Consider the following 3,402-nt stretch of genomic DNA (forward strand, 5'->3'; position numbering starts at 1 on the left):
GGTTTGATACCAAGTATCAAACCGCCCTACACATATTTGGTTTGTCGAAACAATGTTCAGTTTTCAAAGGTCTACCAGTCATCTGCTCTCGCAGACAACTTAATTATCATATCATTTAACTGATTTGATGTCAACAAGAAGTTTTATTTAATCAACAACTTGTTAAATGTGCTTCCTAACGAAGCAGCTCAATCAATATACCATTTTGTTAGACTACTTGTCAACAAGCAATTTAACTTTTTAAATTAATGAGTCGCTGTCGTAAAAGACAACTTAGATAATATACCATGCGCATCATCTCACTGTCAACAAAAATCCCAAATTAATATCGATAACCTCACTATTCGTTTGTGGCGGCTCCAGGACCGTCCCTTGCTCTCCCCACATCACTGGCCAGAAGTCTCTTTTGGGTGGATGTCGCCGTGACGCTTGCCACCCTGTCTAATTTGCAACTCATATTTCCGGCCAAGCCTAAATCCGCCGTCTCGAAAAGATCACCGCACCGACCGTTACAAAGAATAACGCCCACACAAGACTGCCGACACTCAACTGCTGAATCGTCAAATGGGTCACGTTCTGCTGATAACTGGGATTGGCATACTCCTCCTGTAAGAATAACATGTTAAACGGATTCCATTTCATCACAGGCAATAACGACTTAAACGACTGCAATAACAAACTGGATACCCCTTCCCCCGTGAAACAGACACCCATACCAATAGCGATGGCCGCCGCATTGTTATGGCTACAGCTTGCCAGCAAGAAGACCAGTCCAATAATCATCATGCCACCATACATATCCAGCCCCGCATTAGTCACTAGATTAGCTAATAGCGATTGGTGATAGAGATACATGGTCTGCCAGTGTAGGCCCCGACCAGCACTAGTCTTGAGCAATAGTGTCATGAGGATGGCCAGCCCATGACCTAACACGCTATACCCGAGAACTAGGACATACTTCCCCACAAAGATTGTCCAGCGATGATTCACCTGCGTTGCCAACTGTTTGATCGTCCCATACTCGAATTCCATGGTCACACAGCTAGCGCCAATCACAATGATGAGCATCGTCAGCCATTGAAACCCGCCATACGCCGATGAAATATAAAATTTCTGATCACTGACTGATGCGCCGTGGGCCGTCATGGCCAATACGCCCATTAAAAACACTAAGATGACGGGGGCCAGCCACGCCATACGTTGATGTCTGAATTTAAAAATCTCCTGCTGAATTAATTGTCCCATGGTCTATGCCTTCCTCTCTGCCAATAAGCGCAACAAAACTGTCTCTAAATCTTCCCGGTGCTGGTTTATCTTTAAAATTTGAAGATGCGCGTCGAGAAGGGTCCGCAGCAAGGGCGTCAACGCAACCGGATTCGCCACGATTAGGTTGCTGCCCCGCTGTGTCACCGGATAGTCTGCCTGTAAAAGTACCTGCAACCCTCGGGCATTTTCCGTCGTCCGCACCACTAATGCTTGCCGCGCCGATTCATGAAGTTGTACCATCGTCCGTTGCAACAACACTTCTCCCTGATCAATTAAAATCACCGTATCAATGATCTTTTCCAGCTCACTCAAAATATGGCTGGAAATTAAAAATGTGGTCCCTTCCCCTGCCAACTGACCAATCAAATGGCGCAGTCGCTTAACCGACTGGGGGTCTAATCCATTCATCGGTTCGTCCAATATGACTAACCGTGGGCGATTCACCAGCGCCATGGCAATTCCCAGCTTTTGTTTCATGCCGAGTGAATACCGCTTGGCTGGCCGGTGAATATAGGTTTCCATTTGGAGGGCCTGCACCACCCACTTCATTTGTTCCACGGAAGTCGTCATCAGTTGCAAATGTTGCCAGCCAGTCAGAAATGGATAAATTGCTGGGTGTTCAATGAGCGCGCCTACCTGTTGGGTCACAACAGTATGGGTATTGACTGAAACGGGTTGTCCCAAAATCCGAACGTTGCCAGCATCCGTAGCTAGTAGTCCCAATAAGGCTTTCATAATGGTCGTCTTGCCCGCACCATTGGGCCCGACTAAGCCGACAACTTCACCAGTTGAAAATGCAAAATTCACATCACGTAAGACCACATGGCGACCGAACTTTTTCCGCAGCCCGGTTACCTGAATCATTTTCACTTGTCCATTTTGCACTGGACATCATCTCCTCTACTCCCTTTCAGCGTACCCGTTCAAATCCCCGAATGATACGGATGCTAGCGAGAATAGCTTGCTATTTCCAGACGATTCTCTATGATAGAGTCAATAGCAATTATCAAGGAAGTGAGGTGCCCCCATGGCATCGACAGAACTAGGCGCGCGTTTGAAAAAATTCCGACAAACGCAACAGCTGACCCAAACGGCACTGGCAGACCAACTACACGTCTCACGGCAGACCGTTTCCAGTTGGGAGACTGGCCGGAACCAACCGGACATCGCCACCATTACCCAATTAGCTACTCTATATGCCGTCCCAGTAGATAACCTCTTACAGGACACAGCAACCGCATCCGTAACGAAACCAGTTGTCCACCCAAACGCCAGCCTATTAGTCGTTCTCTTTGGCGTTCTCCTGGTGGAACGTGTCACCCAATTTTCAACGTTCCCTGCTCTTTACTGGATGGACTTTCTCATCCTCTTGCTGATTGGTCTTATGCTCAACTTGGGCATTGCCCGGCACTACCCGAACACTTGGACGAAGCGGATACATTGGATTGGCTTAACGGTATTTGCCGCACTCAGTCTCGGTAGTGGGAGTATCAACGCCTTTAACATGGGCTTTGGCCTAATGACGACCTGCCAATTCAGTGGCCTGGTCGTTATCATTGCATTGGTCAGAAAGTGCTGGCAATCGCGATCAACTAAGGTTACACAACGCTAGAGTGATCGTTATCTATAAGGACTACTGTAACTGCTCACAAAAAGGTAACGACCTTCCTGCATGGAAGTGCCGTTACCTTTTTAAATTGACTATTCTTCTAATCTTGTTTAGTGGGCCAGTACGGACTTTTGACAGTAATGTGTTCAATCATTATCAGCCATCGTCAATTTAGCTGCACATCACTATCAGAACTGGAACGTCCACAATCTAATTGTTATAAAATCTGAAAACGTCCCGTCAACTCAAGATTCCGGCCATGACTTACTGCGTTTTTGACTCGTTTGTACGTGTTCCCTAGTCCTAGATAGAAGTCGTGACCAGTAGCTTCAGGAAATCCTCCGAATCTATACATTCATTTTATTTCTGACGCGACGGTGTTGCCCGTCTTGCTTCCGCTGCGGTCATGCGCCAGTCCTCTTTTAAATTTCTGCACAAAAAAAGGAACCCATCACTGGGTTCCTTACGTTTGCGTGGCAACGTCCTATCCTCGCAGGGGGCGATCCCCCAACTACTATCGGCGTGCT

3 protein-coding genes are annotated in these 3,402 nt (G+C 47.1%); 1 reads left to right on the plus strand and 2 read right to left on the minus strand.

What is annotated here, in order from left to right; translation table 11 throughout:
* Positions 1-471: 471 nt before the first annotated feature.
* A complete protein-coding gene (locus JUF22_RS13735) occupies positions 472-1,245 on the minus strand; it encodes an ABC transporter permease (protein ID WP_203647222.1) in 774 nt (257 codons plus the stop codon).
* A gap of 3 nt (positions 1,246-1,248) precedes the next feature.
* Positions 1,249-2,151: an ABC transporter ATP-binding protein gene (locus tag JUF22_RS13740; RefSeq protein WP_203647224.1), complete on the minus strand. Its 903-nt coding sequence runs from the start codon at positions 2,149-2,151 to the stop codon at positions 1,249-1,251.
* Between the two features lie 142 nt (positions 2,152-2,293).
* Between JUF22_RS13740 and JUF22_RS13745 the strand changes: the two genes are divergently transcribed.
* Complete coding sequence (locus JUF22_RS13745) at positions 2,294-2,878, plus strand: helix-turn-helix domain-containing protein (RefSeq protein ID WP_203647226.1); 585 nt, start codon at positions 2,294-2,296, stop codon at positions 2,876-2,878.
* Positions 2,879-3,402: the final 524 nt, after the last annotated feature.

It is taken from the genome of Levilactobacillus lanxiensis (assembly GCF_016861655.1).
Taxonomy (GTDB): Bacteria; Bacillota; Bacilli; order Lactobacillales; family Lactobacillaceae; genus Levilactobacillus; species Levilactobacillus lanxiensis.